The organism is Mycobacterium paraffinicum (assembly GCF_001907675.1).
In the GTDB taxonomy this organism is placed as follows: domain Bacteria; phylum Actinomycetota; class Actinomycetes; order Mycobacteriales; family Mycobacteriaceae; genus Mycobacterium; species Mycobacterium paraffinicum_A.
The window spans coordinates 80,024-96,981 of record NZ_MPNT01000022.1; the positions used below are offsets into that span (position 1 = coordinate 80,024).

A 16,958-nucleotide genomic window follows, 5' to 3' on the forward strand; every position below is an offset into this window, starting at 1 on the left:
CGGCGATCCACAGCACGCCCCGCCCGCCTCCACGCCGCCAAATCCCTAGTCTGACCGCGCAGATTGCTCGCCCGCGGCGAGAAAGCGCACTGGAGAGATTGTGAAGATTCGACAAGCCCAGCCGGTGGCCGCAGTTTGCGGTGTCTTCGCAGCACTCGTCTTGGCGTTCGGTTGGTCGGACGCCGGGATGGTCAGCCGGGCCGCGAACCCCACGCCGTCGTCGAACGTGACGCCGGCGCCGCCGCCCGCCCCAGGCGGCGCCCTGCCGGTGCAACCCGCCGGCGGGGGCGGCTGCATCATCGGCCTCAACTGCGGCTGCACGCGCAACTGCCATAAGCCGCGACCCCGTCCCCCGGGCCCCGTTAGCGACCCGCAACACGACGCGCCCGCGCCGGCCCCCGGGAACCCCTAGCGGGGCATCCCCGACGCGGCCGCCGGCCGCTTTCCTATCATCGGCTGATGGAGATCGCGTCCTCGCCGGCGTTCAGTGCCGAGGACTCGGCCCATTTTCGTGCCTGCGGCTTCTGGTCGGACGCGACGTTGTCGGACGCGGTGCGCCGCAACGCCGAACGGTCACCGCAGCGGCTCGCCTATGTCGACCATCCCGGGTCCGCACTGAGCTGGCGCCAATTCGACGATGCCGCAAGCGCTCTGGCCGAGGGGCTGGCCGGCACGGGGATCGAGCCCGGCGACCGAGTGGCGGTGTGGCACGGCGACTCCGCCGCCCTGCACGTGTTGTTCGTCGCGATCGAGCGGTGTGGGGCGGTCGTCGTCGGTGTCGGCGCGCGCGCCGGAGCCCGCGAGGTCGCGGCGATACTGCGCAGCGCCCAGCCGAAAATCCTGATCAGCGACCAACAGCGCGGCGCCACCGCGGCGGCCGTCGCCGAGGAGCTTGCGCTGCCCACGCTGACGCTGGGCTGGGACGCCGGCTTGCCACGACTCAACGTTCGGGCGGCATCCCGGGCGCTCGCCCCCGAATCCCGGCTCGGGCCCGACGATGTTTTCCTCATTAACTCGACGTCCGGGACCACCGGCCTGCCCAAGTGCGTGGTGCACACCCAGAATCGCTGGTACTACTTCCACCAGAAGGCCGTCGCCAACGGGCTGCTGACGTCGGAAGACGTTTTCCTGCCGGTCATCCCGACGCCGTTCGGCTTCGGGTTATGGACCAGCCACACCACGCCGATCTATCTCGGCGCCACCGCGGTCATCCTGGGCCGGTTCAGCACGGGGGCGACCTGCGAGGCGATCGCCCGCCATCGGGCCACCGTATTGTGCTGTGTCAGTACGCAATTGACCATGCTGATGGCGGATCCCGCGACCCGCGACCACGACCTGAGCTCACTGCGCGTCGTGTTCACCGGCGGCGAGGCGCTGCCTTACCGGCCGGCCGCCGAGTTCGAGGAACTCACCGGCGCCAAGATCCTGCAGTTTTACGGCTCCAACGAAACCGGGATGCTGAGCGCCACCACGGTCGACGACACGCGAGAACGGCGACTGCGCACGGGCGGGCGGATCGTGCCCGAAATGGCGGTCCGCCTCTTCGACGGAGACCGGGACGTGACCGCGACGGGCAAGGGCCAGCCGGCCTGCCGCGGCCCGGCGACCAGCCTCGGCTACCTCGGCGGGACCGATCACGACAAGTTGTTCACCGAAGACGGCTGGATGCGCATGGGTGACATCTGCGAAATCGACGCAGACGGGTATTTGACCGTCACCGGGCGAACTTCCGACTTCATCCTGCGCGGCGGGAAAAACATCAGCGCGACGCAGGTCGAGGACGCCGTCACCACTCACCCCGCGATCGCGGTGGCGGCGGCGGTCGCGATGCCCGACCCGGTGTTCGGCGAAAAGGTGTGCCTCTACGCCGAACTCGTCGACTCGGCCAAGATCGACCTGCCCGAGCTGGTCGAACACCTCCTGGCGCTGGGCGTGTCCAAGGAGCTGTTGCCCGAGCGGCTGATCGTGGTCGACGAGCTTCCGCGGTCGTCGGGCGGCAAGGTTGCCAAGGGCCGGCTCCGCGAGGATATTCGAGCCAGAACGGAGGCCGAAGATGAATGCTCCTGACGCACGCCGGGGCGGCCTGGAGGTCTGGGCGCCCTCGGTGGTTCCCCCGATCGGGGTCGACTTGTCCGACGAGCAGGCCCTCGCGGTGGCCTTCCGCCACCTGGCCGGCATCGGGTTCGCCGAGAACATGGCAGGACACATCACCTGGCAGCTCGACGGCCGGACGGAGATGTTGGTCAATCCGTGGGGGCTGTGGTGGCAGGAGATCACCGCGTCGGACATCTGCGTGGTCAACGCCGACGCCCGGGTGTTGCGCGGCCGTTGGGACGTCACCCCGGCGATCCACATCCACACCGAACTGCACCGCGTCCGCGACGACGCCCGGGTGGTCATCCATAACCACCCCTACTACGTGTGTGTGCTTGCCGCGCTGGGCCGGCTGCCCGAATTGGTGCACCAGACCGGTTCGCTCTTCCTCGACGACCTGTGCCTGGTGGACAGCTACGACGGCGAGATCGACGGCCCGGCCCGCGCGGCCGAACTCGCGGCCCGCATCGGCGCCGCGAACCTGACCATCCTGGCCAACCACGGCGTCATCGCCACCGGCCGCACCCTGCCCGAAGCCGTCTACCGCGCGGCGTCCATCGAACGGGTATGCAAGCTGGCCTACGACGTGCTGCTGACCGGCAAGGAGCCGGTGGCCATGAAGTGGTCCGACATGGCGGGCATGCAGCGCTCGCTCGTCGAGCGCGCCGCCGACGTGTACTGGGCGGGTGCGGCGCGGATGACCATCAAGGCCGACCCCGACGTGCTCACGTGAACCTCCCTTTCAACCACGCAGGCGCGCAAGGAGATTGACGAGTGAAATCGATCGACGAGCTGGCCGGCAACCTGAACTTCACCACCGCGAAGACCGGCGAACAACGCTCGGTCACGTTCCTGCCCGACCCGCCGCGCGCGCCGCGGCGCTACACGGTGATCTCCGTCGACGATCACATCGTCGAGCCGCCGGACACCTTCACCGGGCGGCTGCCGCGTAAGTTCGCCGACCGGGCGCCCAAAGTCGTCGAGACCGGCGGCGGGGGACAGACGTGGGTCTACGACGGCCGGGAGCTGCCCAACGTCGGATTCAACGCCGTCGTCGGCCGGCCCGTGGCCGAGTATGGCTTCGAACCCGTCCGGTTCGACGAAATGCGCAGGGGCGCCTGGGATATCCATGAGCGCGTCAAGGACATGGACCTCAACGGGATCTACGCCTCACTCAATTTCCCGTCCTTCCTGCCCGGGTTCGCCGGCCAGCGGCTGCAGCAGGTGACCACCGATCGCGATCTGGCGCTGGCCTCGGTGCGCGCGTGGAACGACTGGCATCTCGAGGTGTGGGCGGGCTCGTATCCCGAACGCATCATTCCGTGCCAACTGCCGTGGCTGCTGGACCCCGACCTCGGTGCCCAGATGATCTACGAGAACGCCGAGCGGGGATTCCACGCCGTCACGTTCAGCGAGAACCCGGCGATGCTGGGGCTGCCCAGCATCCACTCCAAACACTGGGACCCGATGATGGCGGCCTGCGCCGAGACGGACACCGTCGTAAACCTGCACATCGGCTCGTCGGGCTCCTCGCCGTCCACCACCGACGACGCGCCGCCGGACGTACAGGGCGTGTTGTTCTTCGCCTATGCCATCTCCGCGGCGGTCGACTGGCTGTATTCCGGGCTGCCCAGCAGGTTCCCCAACCTGAAAATCTGCCTGTCGGAAGGCGGGATCGGGTGGGTGGCCGGGCTGTTGGATCGCCTGGACCACATGCTCAGCTACCACGAGATGTACGGCACCTGGGCGGCTCTGGGCGAAAGCCTCACGCCCGCAGAGGTGTTCACCCGCAACTTCTGGTTCTGCGCGGTGGAGGACAAATCCTCGTTCGTGCAGCGCGACCGGATCGGCGTGGACAACATCATGTTGGAGGCCGACTATCCGCATTGCGACTCGACCTGGCCCCACACCCAACAGATCATCCACGAGCAAATCGGCGACCTGCCCGCTGACGTGATCCGGAAGTTCAGTTGGGAGAACGCCTCTCGCCTGTATCACCACCCCGTGCCGGAAGAAGTGCAGCGGAATCCGGACGCGTTCTAAACCCCGGGGGCCGACCACGCCGCAACGGCCCCTTGCCTCATCGGGTCCCCTTGCATATACTACGTTCAGTACGTACTAAACGTAGCGGAGGATCATGTCGCCGGACGAGGCCGAGTTCGTAGACCGCATCGGGCTGTTCTTCGAACTGCTCGGCGCGACCCGGACGATGGGCCGGCTGTACGGATGGCTGCTGATCTGTCATCCGCCGCAGCAGTCCTTGACCCAGCTGGCCGACGCGTTATCGGTCAGCAAGGCCTCGATCAGTACCGTCGCCCGGCAGCTTTTGGAGGGCGGCATGGTGGAGCGGTTGCCCAGCCCGGACCGCCAGCACCTCTACCGGGTCACGCCGGGCGGGTTCACCAGCGTGCTGGAAACCCAGCTCTCGCTGATGCGGCTGGGCATCGAGCCCGCCGAGTTCGCCCTTTCCGTGCTGGATGAGGACCGTGCCGAACAGCGCCGGCGCGTCGAGGATTTCCGCGATTTCTGCGAATTCTGTACCAACGCCTATCGAGACCAGCTCATGCAGATGTGGACCGAATACCGGGCGGCAAGGAGAAAGCCATGACATCGACGGACAAGGTCGACTTCACCGCCGTGCCGTGGGGCTCGGTGGAATGGACGAATCTCGTCACGCTCTATCTGCGGGCTCACGAAAGCCGTTCGAGCCGGCCCGTTTTGGGTGACAAGACGGCGGCGGAAGCGGTGGAGCGGATCGACTACGACTTCAAGCGGATCCATCGGAGCTCGATGCCGGCGTCGAACCAGTACCTGGTCGCCCTGCGCGCCAAGCAGCTCGACGACTGGTGCGCGGATTTCTTGCGGCGCCATCCCGACGCGGTGGTGCTGCACTTGGGGTGCGGCCTCGACGGCCGCGCCTTCCGGCTTGCCGTGCCGCCGTCGGCCCTGTGGTTCGACGTCGACCAACCCGGCGTGATCGAGCTGCGGCGGCGGCTCTACGACGACACCGAACGGTATCGGATGGTCGGCTCATCGGTGACCGATCCGAAGTGGCTGGACCAGGTACCGACCGGCCACCCGACGCTGGTCGTCGCCGAAGGCCTGCTCATGTATCTGACCGAGCAGCAGGTCCGCGACTTGCTGCAGCGCCTGACGGACCGATTCCAAAGCGGTGAAATGCATTTCGATACGCTTTCGGCGCTGGCGCCACTGTTGTCGAAGGTGTTCACCCGGGGCATCATCAAGTGGGGTATCCGCGATGCGCGGGAGCTCGAGTCGTGGAACCCGAGGCTGCGGTTGCTCGAGCGGACGTCTACGCTGGCCGGCTACCGGCAGATCGACTCGCGGATGGTGCGGCTGATCTATCAGGTCATGTGGGTGGCGGGCGCCCGCAACTACGACGTGCTGAATCGCTTCGAATACTCATAGGTCGGAAGCCAGCCGCCGCAGAATCTCGGCGGTGGGTTCCGCGGTGGCGTTCCGGTAGCCGGTGCCCGCCCACAGGTGAACGTACTCGGGCTTGCCCGCCGCTGCCGCCGCCTTGCGGAGCGGGCTGGTGAGGTAGTGGAGGGCCGGATAGCCCAGCGGCGCCTGAGCCTCGTGGGCCTCGATGAACGCGTTGCGCAGCCCGCGGGCGGGGCGCCCGGTGAAGGCGTGCGTGAGCACCGTCTCGGTGAACGCCGGATCGGTCAGGGCCGCCTGGTGCGTGGCTGAGGCGCCGCTTTCGTCCGCGCGCAGCAGGACCGTCCCGACGGCGGCCGCAGTGGCGCCCGCGCGGATCACCTCGGCCACCGCAGCGGGGGTGGCGAGCCCGCCGGCGGCCAGCACCGGCAGCGGAACGGCCGCGACGATCCGCTCAACCAGCTCGGCGATCGGTACCGGCGTCAACGGCTTTCGCGGCGACAGGGTGCCCGAGTGACCACCGGCGGCGGCCGCCTGCACGGCGAGCATGTCGACCCCGGCGTCGCGCGCCCGCACCGCCTCGTCGGGCGTGGTCACCGTCTGCACCACGACGGTGCCCGCCTTGCGCAGCGCCGCGATCACGGCGCCCGGCGGGATGCCGAAGGTGAACGACACCATGGGAACCGGGTCGTCGAGCAGCAGCGCGACCTTCTCGTCGAACTTGTCGGTGTCTTCGATCGGGTCCGGGGGCAGCGCCAGCCCGAACTGATCGGCGTCGCGCTGGACGATCGCCGCGTAGGCCCGGTAGCTCTCGGGGTCAACCGGCAGCGGATTGGGCGCGAAAAGGTTGATGCCGAACGGGATTCCTTCGGCGCGAACCTGTTTGACCTCAGACTCGACGGCTTCCACGGTCTTGTAGCCGGCGGCGAGCATGCCCAGGCCGCCCGCGCGGGTGGCCGCCGACACCATCGCGGGGGTGGTCGGGCCGCCCGCCATCGGGGCGGCGACCAGCGGGATGGACATTTCGAACTGTGCCAGCATGTCGGGGCCCTTCCGGGTGTCGCGCTGCGCCGAACGCGGATAACGCCGCCTCGACAATAACCACGCCCCGTCGCGCCAGCATTCCACCCCGGCGCCGGACCTGGCAGGATGCTTCAGCGTGAAGAGGCCCAACTTCCTCGTGATCGTGGCGGACGACCTCGGGTTTTCCGATATCGGCGCGTTCGGCGGCGAAATCGAGACGCCCAACCTCGACCGGCTGGCCCACGCGGGGATCCGGCTCACCGACTTTCACTCCGCGCCGGCCTGCTCGCCCACCCGGGCGATGCTGCTGACGGGGACGGATCACCACATCGCCGGCATCGGCACCATGCTGGAGGTCGCCGGCCCCGGGTTCCGCGGCGCGCCCGGGTACGAGGGCTACCTGAACGACCGGGTGGTGGCGTTGCCGGAACTGCTGCGCGATGCCGGATACCTGACGCTGATGTCGGGCAAGTGGCACCTGGGCGCCACGATCGACAGGTCGCCCTGGGCGCGCGGTTTCGAGCGCTCGTTCGCGCTGTTGCCGGCCGGGGCGAGCCATTTCGGGGGCGGTGGCGCGCGCAGTTTCTCGCCCGTGCCAACGCTATACACCGAGGACGATCAGTTCGTCACCGTCGGGGATGACTTCTACTCGTCGGACTTCTACACCGACAAGCTGCTGCAGTATTTCACCGAACGCGCGCCGGAGGACGACCGGCCGTTCTTCGCGTATCTGCCCTTCCAGGCCCCGCATTGGCCGCTGCAGGCGCCGGACGAATCCATCGCGAAATACCGTGGCCGCTATGACGCCGGGCCGGACGCCCTGCGGGAGGAGCGACTGGCTGCGCTCAAGCGGCTGGGCCTGTGCCCGCCCGACGTCGAGGCGCACCCGGTCGTGGCCGACGGTGCCACCGAGTGGGCCGATATGACCGATGAACAGCGCGCGCTGTCGGCCCGCAGCATGGAGGTCTACGCCGCGATGGTGGACCGGATGGACTGGAATATCGGCCGGGTGCTCGACTACCTTTCGGGCCGCGGCGAACTGGACGACACCGTCGTGATCTTCTTGTCCGACAACGGCGCCGAGGGAGCGATCGTCGAGGCCATGCCGTTGGTCGGGGCCCGAATCGTCGCGCAGATCGAAAAGCATTGCGACAACAGCCTGGACAACCTGGGCCGGCCCTCCTCGTTCATCTGGTACGGGCCACGGTGGGCGCAAGCGGCCACCGCGCCGTCGCGGTTGCATAAGGCGTTCACCACCGAAGGTGGGATCCGCGTGGTCGGTTTCGTCACCTGGCCGGGGTTTGAGCGCCAGCGGGAGATCGGCACCGCGTTCAGCACCGTCATGGACATCGCCCCGACCGTGCTCGAACTGGCGAGCGCGTCGCACCCCGGCACGTCGTACCGTGGTCGCGAAATAGCGCCGATGCGCGGCCGCTCGCTGGTGGGGTACCTGTCGGGCGGTGCGGAGGCCGTTCACGACGCCGAGACCGGCACGGGCTGGGAACTGTTCGGCCGCAGGGCGATTCGCCAGGGGGATTGGAAGGCGTTGCATTTGCCGGCACCTTATGGCCCGGGCAGCTGGCAGCTCTACGACTTGGCGGCGGACCCTGGTGAAATTCACGACCTGGCCGGCTCGCACCCCGACAAGCTGGCCGAGCTGCTGACGCTGTGGGATCGCTACGTCGAGGAAACCGGGCTGATCCTCGATCCCGTCTCGGTGTTCGACGTCGAGCTCTGATGGCCGAGTTCTGATGGCTGAGACGACGACCTGCGCAATCATCGGTGGCGGCCCGGCCGGCATGGTCCTGGGGCTGCTACTGGCTCGGGCGGGTGTGCAGGTCACCCTGATGGAAAAGCACGGCGACTTCCTGCGCGACTTTCGCGGCGACACGGTCCATCCGACCACGATGCGCCTACTCGACGAGCTGGGTTTGTGGGAACCGTTCGCGGCCTTGCCTTTCACCGAGGTTCGCACCGCGAAACTCGAATCGAATGGGCGGTCGGTGACCTATGTCGACTTCGAGCGGCTACGCCAGCCCCATCCCTTCGTCGCGATGGTGCCGCAGTGGGACCTGCTCAACCTACTGGCCGATGCGGCTCAGGCGGAGCCCAGCTTCACGCTGCGGATGAACACCGAAGTCACCGGGCTGGTCTGGGAGGCGGGCCGGGTCGCCGGGGTGCGCTACCGCGGGCCCGACGGCCCGGGCGAATTGCGGGCGGAGTTGACGGTTGCGTGCGACGGCCGCTGGTCGATCGCTCGTCAGGAGGCAGGACTCAAGGCGCGCGAGTTTCCGGTGAAGTTCGACGTGTGGTGGTTTCGGTTGCCGCACAAGGAAGACGTGGAGTACTCCTTCCTCCCTCGCCTCGGCCCGGGGAAGGGTCTTGCCGTGATCCCGCGGGAGCGCTACTTCCAGATCGCTTACCTTGGGCCCAAGGGCACCGACGCCCAGTTGCGGGCGCGTGGCATCGAGGCGTTCCGTCACGACGTCGAAGAGTTGTTACCCGACATGCCCGAGTCGGTGGCGGCGCTGCAATCCATGGACGACGTCAAACATCTGGACGTGCACGTGAATCGGTTGCGCCGTTGGCATACCAAGGGGCTGCTGTGCATCGGCGACGCGGCGCACGCGATGTCGCCGCTGGGCGGCGTCGGCATCAACCTGGCGATACAGGACGCCGTTGCGGCGGCGACCATTCTGGCCGAACCGCTGCGCCGACACCGCGCCGGCGACCGCGAACTCGCCGCGGTGCACCGCCGGCGCGTCTTCCCCACGGTGGCGACGCAACTGGTGCAGCAGGTGCTGCACCGGGCGCTGCTCGGGCCGTTGCTGCGCGGGGCGGACCCCACCCCGCCCGCGGCATTACTCGGCCTGATGCAACGGCTGCCGTGGCTGTCGATCGTGCCGGCGTATTTCGTGGGTGTCGGGGTCTTGCCCGAGCACGCGCCGGCGTTCGCGCGTCCCGGGAACGGCTGACCGCGTCGGCTGAGTCGACGCCGATCCGGGCCCCTGGACGCGGGGGCGGTTTGCTACTTCGGGAGCGTGGGTATTCTCCCCGGACAGTTTGGGGTCGTGAGATCGGTCCATCCCCGCACACCGCGGACATTCCGTATGGGAAGCCGCGGGACCGAGAGGAGGCCAGCACAGTGAACATCAAGAAATTCGCAGGTAAGACCGCGGTCGTCGGCGCGTTGAGCGCAGCGGCGCTCGGCCTTGGTGCCGGTATGGCGCAGGCGCACCCGGGACCGTGGCCCCCGCCCGTGCCGCCGGGCCCGCACGTCGTGGACAACGGCCACTGGAACCCGCTGCCGCCGGGACAGGTCAAGCAGCTTTGCCCCTGGCAGTCGCCGCCCGGCCAGTGGATCGGCGGCCCGCACGGGGTGCCCTGCACCTGACCCCGGAGTTCGGGCCTGACGTCCGGGTCACGGGATTTCGGACAACAACCGCCGCGCCGCGCCGACGCACGGGCGCAGCCGGTCGATCGGGCTGACGCCGTCCAACGCCAACTGCTTTTGCGGCACCTCGAGTTCGATCACAATGTCGGACGGGAGCGCGCAGAGGATGTCCCGCAGGGGAAGCTCGCCCTCGCCGGGGACCATGCGGTCGAACATGGCTTCTTCCATGTAATTTCCGCCGCCCGCCCGCAACGTGGTGTCGTTGAGTTGGGCATAACCGATGCGGACGGATTCGATTGCGGCGACATCGGCGGCGCCCGAGCCCGAGCGCACCAGATGCATGGTGTCGATCAGTAAGCGAAAGTCGGGCCGTCCCACGTGTTCGACCGCCGCGAGCCCCGTCGGCAGATCGCCGACGGTCAGCCCCGGCACCGGTTCGACCAGTGTCTGGATACCGCGGTGGGAGGCGAGCTCGGTCAGCGCGCCGAACTGGTCGAAGCTGCGGGTGAGGTCGGGGTCGAGGCTGACCACATTGATGCGGGGAACGCCCAGCTCCGCCAGCGCGTCGAGATCCGCACGGAACGCGCTGATGTCGGTGTCGGGCAGCACGAGGAAACCGTCACCGAGCGAGATCGTCACGCCGCGGTCATCCATCGCGGCGAGCACGGCCCGTCGCAGGCCGGCGTCGTCGGTCAGGGAGAAGCGGGGATAGCCCAGCGGCACCAGCGGCATTCCCTGCACCGCGACCGAGACAAAGCGGCAACCCAGGTCCGCCGCCAAATTCACCAATTCGACCGGGGGAAGCCCGAATACGCTCAGCATGCCGATGCCGATGCCGAGCCGATCCGTCCCCGCCGTCGTCATGTCACGCGGGGCGGCCGGCGAGCTGGGCCAATTGCGCCGCCCCCTCGGCCGTTTGGGTGGTCAGCGCGATGCGTCCCGACGTGACGGGGTCTTCGATGATTGGCGCCTCCAGCACCAGATTGTCGCGGATGAAGGCCACATGGTCTTGTAGATGCGCGGCGGTGTATGCCGCCCACGCGGACGCCGATGGGGGATCGAGAATCAGGGTCACGTCATAAAAGCCCGCCGTCAGCGACTTCGGTGGCTCCACATGTATCAGCCCGAGCTGCATCGTCTCGGGGCCGAGCGTGTACAGGGTGCTTCGGCCGATATCGCACGCGGTGAACGCATCCGTCGGCGCCACCGGATGATTCGGGTCGGTGGCCGGACACTTCTGCGGGGCGGTCGGCTGCGACTTGGTGACCGGGCGGACCGGCAAGGGCGCGATCTTCACGATCGGTGCGGCCGGCGCGCTCGTGGTGGGCGCCGCGGTGGGTGCGGTGGTCGACGTCGTGGGCGAGGCCGGGTGCCGCGTCGAGTGGCAGCCGCACGCCAGCGCCAAGAGCAGCCCGGCGCCCGTCAGCCAAGCGGCCGGGACGCCGACCTTCCCACCACCTCGCCGCTGAGTCATTCGACCCATTGTTGCAGTCGGGCGGACCGCCGCGTCGTTGCGCGTTCGGTGGTCGTACGGCAGCCATGGTTGCCGGGTCGCGCGCTGGGGCCTTCGTCCACCTCCAGCATGTGGCGACCCTTTACGGACACTACGAATATAGAGTAGCGTGTCGCTCCGAGACGATGGAGAAGCGCCGAAAGCCCAATCCGGGGGAGCGCCGCCGCGATTTGTGCGATGCGGCGATTCAATTGTTGGCCGAAGACGGCGCGAAGGGGCTGAGCCATCTCAAGGTCGACCGCAAGGCCGGCGTCCCCGACGGCACCACGTCGTTCTACTTCCGCACCCGCTCGGCGCTGCAGCGCGCGGTGGCCGAGCGGTTGGCCGAGCTGGACCTCGCCGACCTGCAATCCGTCGCCGACGACTCGGATGGCAGGGGGGAGAACCCCTCGCCGTCGCGGCTGTCCCAGGTGGTCATCCGATCCGGCGACGAGCCGCAGTTGTTCCGGACCAAGGCCCGTTACGAGCTGACGATGCAGGCCGCGCGCGATCCGTCGCTTGCCGCGATTCTGCAACGGGCCACCGACGAATTCACCAAGCTGCACCGGGAAATCCTGGTGCAGCTCATGCCGCACGGCGCGGAGCTGGACCCCGCCGTCGTCGAGGACCTGAGCAACGTGACGCTGACGTTCATCAACGGCCTGCTGGTGCGATTCGCCCACGGCGACCGGATCGTCGACACACCCGAGCAGCTCGACGGGATCTTGTCGGCCATCGCGGCCGGCATCCTGCACAGCGCGCACCAGGGCCGGCTGACCGGCGCGCCCGGCCGGCCCGCGCCGGGCGCGCGCCGCGTCAGAGCCTCGGGCTGAGCGGGGCCGGACATGCGCGAATCGGCGGCGGGCCGGGCGGCACGGGGCCTTGCCAGACCATTCGCCATATGGTTCTCTACGAGAATAGAGTTGGGCCACCCTGACGGGCCGATTTCAGCCCAGCCCGCGCCCATGTGAAAACCACGCATTTAAGCGGAGTGTACAAATTGCCCAAACCGGATCCAGCGCTGCAACTCCGTCAGCGCGAGCGCCGCGCGGGTGTCCGGATGCCCCGGAAATGACAGCGATAGGAGGGATTTCGTGACGGCGAGCACCGACAGCCACGTTCGTTTCGATCCATATGACGTCGAGCTGATTGCCGACCCATACCCCATGTTCAAGCGCCTGCGAGACGAGGCGCCGCTGTACTACAACTCCGAATACGACTTTTACGCGCTGAGCCGATTCGCCGATGTGAACAAGGGAATCCTCGACCACGGCACGTACAGCTCGGCGCGGGGCGTGATCATGGAACTGATCAAGGCCAATCTCGAGATCCCGTCGGGGATGTTGATCTTCGAAGACCCGCCCATCCACGACGTGCACCGCAAGCTGCTGTCGCGCATGTTCACCCCGCGCAAGATCGCCGCCCTGGAGCCGATGATCCGTGAGTTTTGCGCGCAATCGCTGGATCCCTTGGTGGGGTCGGGACGGTTCGACTTCGTGACCGACCTGGGCGCCATCATGCCGATGAAGGTCATCAGCGCCCTGCTGGGGATTCCCGAAGAAGATCAGGAGTACATCCGCGATCGCGGCAACGCCCAGCTACGCACCGAGCCGGGCAAGCCGATGAGCGCCGCCGAGCATGGCTTATCCGTGGGCGAACAGTTCGAGGCCTACATCGACTGGCGTGCCAACAATCCGTCCGACGACATCATGACCGAGCTGCTCAACGTCGAGTTCGTCGACGAGACCGGGACCACGCGGCGGCTGAGGCGCGAGGAGATCCTGGTCTACCTCAACGTGGTGGCCGGGGCGGGCAACGAAACCACCACGCGGCTGATCGGTTGGGCGGGCAAAGTTCTCGCTGAGCACCCCGATCAGCGTCGCGAACTCGTCGAGAACCCCGGGCTCATCCCACAAGCGATCGAGGAGTTGCTGCGCTTCGAGCCGCCCGCACCGCACATGGCACGCTACGTGACTCGCGACGTCAGCCTCTATGACCAGACGGTGCCGGAAGGCAGCGTGATGTTGATGTTGATCGGGGCGGCCTGCCGCGACGAGCGGCAGTTCGGTCCCGACGCGGGCGAGTTCAACATTCACCGCCCCACCCGGCCGCACCTGACGTTCAGTGTTGGCGCGCACTTCTGCCTGGGTTCGGCGCTGGCCCGGCTGGAAGGGCGTGTCGCCCTTGAGGAAATCCTCAAGCGCTTCCCGGAGTGGGAGCCCGATCTGGCCAACGCCACGCTCAGCCCGACCTCGTCGGTCCGCGGCTGGGAAACCCTGCCCACCGTGGTGCCCTGATGGCCGGCCGCGTCGAGGGCACTACATCGCGGCCAAACACGGCGTCATCGGCCTGATGCGCGCCGTTGCCGTCGAGCTGGGCCAGCACATGATGCACACGCTGCCGGTGCCATGGGTGGAAGCCGCCGACATCAGCAACGCGGTTCTGTTCCTCGCCTCTGACGAATCCCGTTCGTCACCGGCGTTTCCCTCCCCGTTGACGCGGGCGCCTTGCTCAAAAAGGCGCTACTACAGGAAAGTTGGAGAGAACGATGCCCGAATACGACTACGAAGAGTTGAAGAAGGAAGCCGAGCAGTACATCAAGTTCGAGAAGGACAAGAAGAACCGGATCGCCTACATCACCTTCAACCGGCCCGAGGAGCTCAACTCCACGACCCTGGGGATGCGGCAGAACTACGCCGACCTGATCCACAAATGCAACGTGGACGACGACGTGAAGGTCGTCGTGATCCGGGGCGAGGGGCAGGATTTCGGCAGCGGAGGTGACCTGCCCGAACAGCGGCCGATGCTCGAGAATCCGGGCTTACCACTGCATCACGAGCTCGCGATCAACGACGACGATGTCAAGTACCCGCCGGGCGGGTCGTATCGCTACTTGTCCACCGTCACCGACTTCTACGCCAAGGCCCGCGCGGGAAACCGTCCGTTACAGGAGCTACGCAAGATCAGCATCATCGAGGCCAAGGGCTACTGCTACGGCTGGCACTTCTACCAGGCGGGCGACGCAGATCTGGTGATCGCTAGCGACGACGCCCTTTTCGGTCACCCCGCGTTCCGCTACGTGGGTTGGGGACCGCGGCTGTGGTGGTGGGCCGAGACGATGGGCCTGCGCAAGTTCTCCGAAATGCTGTTCACCGGCCGGCCCTTCACCGCCAAAGAGATGTACGAGTGCGGCTTCCTCAACAGCGTGGTGCCCCGGGAGAAGCTGGAAGAGGAAACCCTGAAGTACGCGATGGCGTGCTCGCGCTCCCGGCCGACCGACACCGTCGCGGTGCAGAAGACCTTCTTGGAGCTCTACAAGCAGCACAAGGGCGAATACTTCGGCAGCCTGCTCACGGGCATGGTCGAGGGCATGCTGCCGATGATCAAGAACGACGCGGAGGAAGTCGACCTCACCGAGGGCACCTTCGAGAAGGGCCTGAACAACGTCGTCAAGGACAACGACCTGAACTTCCCGCCGGAGTGGCGCCTGAGCCGCTCGGGACGCGCGAAGCCCTGACCGTTTTCGGGAGGGCTCGCATGTCGGCGTTGACGGGGTCCCGGGTCGTCGAGCTGGCCGGCTCCGTGGCGGGCGAGTACGGCGACTGGCCGCAGCGGCATCCGGATGTGGTGTTCTGCTCGATCACCCCGTTCGGGCAGGGCGCGGCGGCCGAATTCGGCAATGCCGCGAGCATCAACGTGTTCCATGCCAGCGGCTGGGGCTACCACATGCCCAGTCACCCCGATCCCGCCAAACCGCCACTGCGGGGTCCCGGTAACGCCGAGCGACTGGCGCGGCGCCTGCGCGCGGCTGGGGTGCCGGCCTGCAAGAGCGCCACCGCCCTCGACGTGATCGGCGATCAACGACTGTGGGACCGCGGACTGTATCGGTTCGTCAGCGATCACCGTGAGGGTCAGCGGCCGATCGTCGGGCCCTCCTGGCGAATGGCGCGCGACCAGGCGCGCATCGCGCGCGGCGCCCCAGACCTGGGCGAGCACACCGAGTATGTGCTACACGGGATACTGGGCGCGCCAACGGAGGCGGCCGGCTCGACGACGGGTGGGACATGACGGCAACACTTGCGCACACCGCGGCCCTGGTGACCGGGGCCAGCAGCGGTATCGGCGCCGCGACGGCGAAGGCACTGGCCGCCGAAGGCGCCGCGGTGGCCCTGCTCGCGCGCCGCGCGGACCGGCTTGCCGAACTGAAAGCCGACATCGAATCCGCCGGGGGCACAGCGGTTGCCGTGGCCGCCGACGTCACCGATGCCGAACAGGTGGCAGAGGCGGTCCAGCGCGCCGTGGCGGAATTCGGCCGGCTCGACACGGTGGTGAACAACGCCGGGTTGATGCACTCTGGCCCCGCGGCCGAGGCGTCGCTGCCGGACTGGGACGCCATGGTGACGGTCAACGTGCAAGGGGTCCTGTACGTCACTCGCGCGGCGCTCCCGCACCTGATCGACGCCGCCGCCGACTCACCGCGCGGTGTCGCCGATCTGGTCACCATCAGCTCCACCGCCGGGTGGGTCGCTCGGCCCAACACGGCCGTCTACTCGCTGACCAAGTTCGGCGTGAACGCCTTCAGCGAGGGCATCCGGCAAGAGGTGCTCGGCCGACGGGTGCGCGTCGGCGTGGTCGGCCCCGGAACGGTCGATACCGAGATCTTCAGCCACCTGTCCGAGCCGTCTCGGGAGGCGTTCGAGCGTCAGACCGCCGGCATCGTGAAGTTGCGACCGGAAGACGTCGCTGACGCGGTGTTGTTCATGGTGACCCGGGATCGCCGGGTGGCGGTCAACCACATGCTGGTGCGCGCGGCCGAACAAACTTGGTAATCGGGTGAGTTCGCATTGGGTGGTGGGCGACCACTACGGGTTGGCGTTTCCGGCCGACGCGGTGGCGCTGCGCAGCGGCGGTGCACGTTTTCTCACCGAGGCATTTCACGCCGGGGTGCATTGAACCTGTTGTTCGTGTGGGATCGGCATCGCAGCGGTGATCTGCTCGAAGGCGCGCTCGCGGAGTCGGCCCTGAGCTATGCCGCGTCGTCGTCATCGTCACCGCGGAGGAGTTTTTCGGGGTGGTGGAAGGTGTTGGTGCGGGGTTGGTCGCGGTCGTGGTGGGGGGGTGGGATCCATTGGGTGTCACCCTTGGTGTTCTTTTGGGTGGTCCAGCCGCGGGGTTTGAGCAGGCGGTGGTGGGGTCCGCAGGCGAAGGTGAGGTTGTCGATGTCGGTGCGCCGCGATGTTGCGTAGTCGGTGACGTGGTGGACTTCGCAGAGGTAGCCGGGCACGGTGCAGCCCGGTGCGGAACAGCCTCGGTCTTTGGCGTAGAGGACGATGCGTTGGCCGGGGGAGGCCAGTCGCTTGCTGTGATACAGCGCTACGGGTTTGGCGTTGTCGAAGACGGCGAGGTAGTGGTGGGCGTGGCGGGCCAGGCGGATGACGTCGCTGATCGGCAGGCGGGTGTCCCCGCCGGTGCGGCCGGTGCCGGCGGCGGCCTGCAGGTCGGCCAGGGTGGTGGTGATGATGATGGAGGCGGGTAGGCCGTTGTGTTGGCCGA

Annotated in this window: 17 protein-coding genes and 2 pseudogenes; 15 read left to right on the forward strand and 4 right to left on the reverse strand. The window is 67.7% G+C overall.

The features are described 5' to 3' along the window. Nucleotides 1–459 precede the first annotated feature (459 nt). The 5 genes from BRW65_RS21250 (at nucleotide 460) to BRW65_RS21270 (ending at nucleotide 5,523) form a co-directional block, all read left to right on the forward strand. Nucleotides 460–2,067 carry a class I adenylate-forming enzyme family protein gene (locus BRW65_RS21250; protein ID WP_073877978.1) on the forward strand — a complete coding sequence of 536 codons (1,608 nt, stop codon included), beginning with the start codon at nucleotides 460–462 and terminating at the stop codon, nucleotides 2,065–2,067. After that, nucleotides 2,054–2,827, forward strand: a complete 774-nt coding sequence (locus tag BRW65_RS21255) for a class II aldolase/adducin family protein (RefSeq protein WP_073877979.1) — start codon at nucleotides 2,054–2,056, stop codon at nucleotides 2,825–2,827. The genes BRW65_RS21250 and BRW65_RS21255 overlap by 14 nt, the downstream gene beginning before the upstream one ends. Before the next feature lie 41 nt (nucleotides 2,828–2,868). Next, the gene (locus BRW65_RS21260; protein ID WP_073877980.1) at nucleotides 2,869–4,137 is read left to right on the forward strand and encodes an amidohydrolase family protein; all 1,269 of its coding nucleotides are present in this window, start codon (nucleotides 2,869–2,871) and stop codon (nucleotides 4,135–4,137) included. A gap of 94 nt (nucleotides 4,138–4,231) precedes the next feature. Beyond that, nucleotides 4,232–4,702 (forward strand): GbsR/MarR family transcriptional regulator, encoded by a 471-nt coding sequence (locus BRW65_RS21265; protein ID WP_073877981.1) that lies wholly within the window; start codon nucleotides 4,232–4,234, stop codon nucleotides 4,700–4,702. Then, the gene (locus BRW65_RS21270; RefSeq protein ID WP_073877982.1) at nucleotides 4,699–5,523 is read left to right on the forward strand and encodes a class I SAM-dependent methyltransferase; all 825 of its coding nucleotides are present in this window, start codon (nucleotides 4,699–4,701) and stop codon (nucleotides 5,521–5,523) included. The genes BRW65_RS21265 and BRW65_RS21270 overlap by 4 nt, the downstream gene beginning before the upstream one ends. Here the strand turns inward: BRW65_RS21270 and BRW65_RS21275 are convergent. After that, nucleotides 5,518–6,537 carry a nitronate monooxygenase gene (locus tag BRW65_RS21275; protein WP_073877983.1) on the reverse strand — a complete coding sequence of 340 codons (1,020 nt, stop codon included), beginning with the start codon at nucleotides 6,535–6,537 and terminating at the stop codon, nucleotides 5,518–5,520. The two genes, BRW65_RS21270 and BRW65_RS21275, sit on opposite strands and share 6 nt — an antisense overlap. A 118-nt stretch (nucleotides 6,538–6,655) precedes the next feature. Here BRW65_RS21275 and BRW65_RS21280 point away from each other — a divergent pair, with 118 nt between their 5' ends. The 3 genes from BRW65_RS21280 to BRW65_RS21290 all read left to right on the forward strand — a co-directional run bounded on the left by BRW65_RS21280 (nucleotide 6,656) and on the right by BRW65_RS21290 (nucleotide 9,913). After that, nucleotides 6,656–8,257 (forward strand): arylsulfatase, encoded by a 1,602-nt coding sequence (locus BRW65_RS21280; protein WP_073877984.1) that lies wholly within the window; start codon nucleotides 6,656–6,658, stop codon nucleotides 8,255–8,257. Nucleotides 8,258–8,270: 13 nt separating this feature from the next. Then, nucleotides 8,271–9,494: an FAD-dependent oxidoreductase gene (locus BRW65_RS21285; protein WP_073877985.1), complete on the forward strand. Its 1,224-nt coding sequence runs from the start codon at nucleotides 8,271–8,273 to the stop codon at nucleotides 9,492–9,494. Between the two features lie 170 nt (nucleotides 9,495–9,664). Next, nucleotides 9,665–9,913 carry a hypothetical protein gene (locus BRW65_RS21290; RefSeq protein ID WP_073877986.1) on the forward strand — a complete coding sequence of 83 codons (249 nt, stop codon included), beginning with the start codon at nucleotides 9,665–9,667 and terminating at the stop codon, nucleotides 9,911–9,913. Between the two features lie 27 nt (nucleotides 9,914–9,940). Here BRW65_RS21290 and BRW65_RS21295 read toward each other — a convergent pair whose 3' ends face one another. Both BRW65_RS21295 and BRW65_RS32970 read right to left on the reverse strand, forming a co-directional pair. Further along, a complete protein-coding gene (locus BRW65_RS21295) occupies nucleotides 9,941–10,777 on the reverse strand; it encodes a sugar phosphate isomerase/epimerase family protein (protein WP_073877987.1) in 837 nt (278 codons plus the stop codon). Between the two features lies 1 nt (nucleotide 10,778). Further along, nucleotides 10,779–11,120, reverse strand: coding sequence for a SecDF P1 head subdomain-containing protein (locus BRW65_RS32970; RefSeq protein WP_244168153.1), 342 nt, complete (start codon nucleotides 11,118–11,120; stop codon nucleotides 10,779–10,781). A 16-nt stretch (nucleotides 11,121–11,136) separates the two neighbouring features. Between BRW65_RS32970 and BRW65_RS32975 the strand changes: the two genes are divergently transcribed. The 7 genes and pseudogenes from BRW65_RS32975 (at nucleotide 11,137) to BRW65_RS21330 (ending at nucleotide 16,234) form a co-directional block, all read left to right on the forward strand. Beyond that, nucleotides 11,137–11,382, forward strand: a complete 246-nt coding sequence (locus tag BRW65_RS32975) for a hypothetical protein (protein ID WP_167374076.1) — start codon at nucleotides 11,137–11,139, stop codon at nucleotides 11,380–11,382. Between the two features lie 169 nt (nucleotides 11,383–11,551). Then, the gene (locus BRW65_RS21310) at nucleotides 11,552–12,238 is read left to right on the forward strand and encodes a TetR/AcrR family transcriptional regulator (protein WP_073877992.1); all 687 of its coding nucleotides are present in this window, start codon (nucleotides 11,552–11,554) and stop codon (nucleotides 12,236–12,238) included. Nucleotides 12,239–12,499: 261 nt separating this feature from the next. Then, nucleotides 12,500–13,702, forward strand: a complete 1,203-nt coding sequence (locus tag BRW65_RS21315; protein ID WP_073877994.1) for a cytochrome P450 — start codon at nucleotides 12,500–12,502, stop codon at nucleotides 13,700–13,702. A 7-nt stretch (nucleotides 13,703–13,709) separates the two neighbouring features. Beyond that, nucleotides 13,710–13,981: pseudogene (locus BRW65_RS31005) on the forward strand (SDR family oxidoreductase); the annotation flags it as partial. After that, nucleotides 13,954–14,922, forward strand: coding sequence for an enoyl-CoA hydratase/isomerase family protein (locus BRW65_RS21320; RefSeq protein ID WP_073877996.1), 969 nt, complete (start codon nucleotides 13,954–13,956; stop codon nucleotides 14,920–14,922). The pseudogene BRW65_RS31005 and the gene BRW65_RS21320, both read left to right, overlap by 28 nt. A 257-nt stretch (nucleotides 14,923–15,179) precedes the next feature. Then, a pseudogene (locus BRW65_RS32815) lies at nucleotides 15,180–15,473 on the forward strand (CoA transferase); the annotation flags it as partial. Beyond that, nucleotides 15,470–16,234, forward strand: coding sequence for an SDR family NAD(P)-dependent oxidoreductase (locus tag BRW65_RS21330; RefSeq protein ID WP_073878000.1), 765 nt, complete (start codon nucleotides 15,470–15,472; stop codon nucleotides 16,232–16,234). The pseudogene BRW65_RS32815 and the gene BRW65_RS21330, both read left to right, overlap by 4 nt. Nucleotides 16,235–16,431: 197 nt before the next feature. Here BRW65_RS21330 and BRW65_RS21335 read toward each other — a convergent pair. After that, nucleotides 16,432–16,958, reverse strand: a 527-nt coding sequence (locus BRW65_RS21335) for an HNH endonuclease signature motif containing protein (protein WP_139273198.1), incomplete at its 5' end; no start/stop codon positions are given.

What these genes read in the sequence shown, in the direction of transcription:
- BRW65_RS21250 (WP_073877978.1), top strand. Translation starts at nt 460, where the DNA reads ATGGAGATCGCGTCCTCGCCGGCGTTCAGTGCCGAGGACTCGGCCCAT.
- BRW65_RS21255 (WP_073877979.1), top strand. Translation starts at nt 2,054, where the DNA reads ATGAATGCTCCTGACGCACGCCGGGGCGGCCTGGAGGTCTGGGCGCCC.
- BRW65_RS21265 (WP_073877981.1), top strand. Translation starts at nt 4,232, where the DNA reads ATGTCGCCGGACGAGGCCGAGTTCGTAGACCGCATCGGGCTGTTCTTC.
- BRW65_RS21270 (WP_073877982.1), top strand. Translation starts at nt 4,699, where the DNA reads ATGACATCGACGGACAAGGTCGACTTCACCGCCGTGCCGTGGGGCTCG.
- BRW65_RS21275 (WP_073877983.1), bottom strand. Translation starts at nt 6,537, where the DNA reads ATGCTGGCACAGTTCGAAATGTCCATCCCGCTGGTCGCCGCCCCGATG.
- BRW65_RS21285 (WP_073877985.1), top strand. Translation starts at nt 8,271, where the DNA reads ATGGCTGAGACGACGACCTGCGCAATCATCGGTGGCGGCCCGGCCGGC.
- BRW65_RS21295 (WP_073877987.1), bottom strand. Translation starts at nt 10,777, where the DNA reads ATGACGACGGCGGGGACGGATCGGCTCGGCATCGGCATCGGCATGCTG.
- BRW65_RS21310 (WP_073877992.1), top strand. Translation starts at nt 11,552, where the DNA reads ATGGAGAAGCGCCGAAAGCCCAATCCGGGGGAGCGCCGCCGCGATTTG.
- BRW65_RS21320 (WP_073877996.1), top strand. Translation starts at nt 13,954, where the DNA reads ATGCCCGAATACGACTACGAAGAGTTGAAGAAGGAAGCCGAGCAGTAC.
- BRW65_RS21330 (WP_073878000.1), top strand. Translation starts at nt 15,470, where the DNA reads ATGACGGCAACACTTGCGCACACCGCGGCCCTGGTGACCGGGGCCAGC.